The sequence below is a fragment of the Arthrobacter sp. Leaf141 genome (assembly GCF_001424565.1).
Lineage (GTDB): Bacteria > Actinomycetota > Actinomycetes > Actinomycetales > Micrococcaceae > Arthrobacter.
Window position 1 is genome coordinate 1 of the sequence record NZ_LMOL01000019.1, and the last position, 702, is coordinate 702.

The window sequence follows — 702 nt, forward strand, 5'->3', positions numbered from 1 at the left end:
AGGTCCTTGGTGACATCACCAAGAAGCTCACCCAACGAGGTAGTATCCGCTTTCCGATGGGCCGCGCTGGCCGGTGCTTCGGGAACTTCGCTGCTCATCAGAACCTGCCAGACTGGCCGTCCGACGGGTCCCGGGTGACGGGATCGCCGGTAAGGGGATCGGTGGCGAAGGACTCGTCATCCAACCTGTTCCCGGTCCACGGCTCCTCCACCAATTGCGGGCTGTCCAGCGAGGACGCGGACCCTGCGGACGGGTAGTTGCTGCCCGGTGCGCCGCCGTCGAAACCGGCGGTGGTGACGGCCGGGCCTGGAAGGTGGACCGGCGGTGGGGGAGTAGTGCCACCGGCAACCGGCGGGTACGGAGTCGAGCCAAGTGCCTGCCCACCGTTGGCGGACGTTTCCGGAGCCCCGGCGGTGAGTCCACGGGTGAGGCGGCCGGCAAGGATGCCGGCGCCGGCTGCCAGCAGCAGGAAGGTGCCCGGCTTGTTCCGGGCGAAGGTCTGCACCTCGCTAAGGAGCGAACCCGGATCCCGGTTCTCGAGCCAGCCGGCGATGGAGGAAGTGCGTTCCGCCGCTTCACGGATGAGGTCAGTGGCAATGCCCTGCTCTCCGGGAGCCTCGGCCATGCTGTGCAGTTGGGTGGAGATGTTCCGGATTCCCTCGGCAGCCTTCTGCTGCTGGGTCCCGGCCTGGCTGGTGAGCC

General features: G+C 67.9%; 1 pseudogene. It reads right to left on the minus strand.

Annotated elements, in window-relative coordinates:
• Positions 1-97: 97 nt before the first annotated feature.
• Positions 98-702 (minus strand): annotated as a pseudogene (locus ASF72_RS20090) (hypothetical protein); the annotation flags it as partial.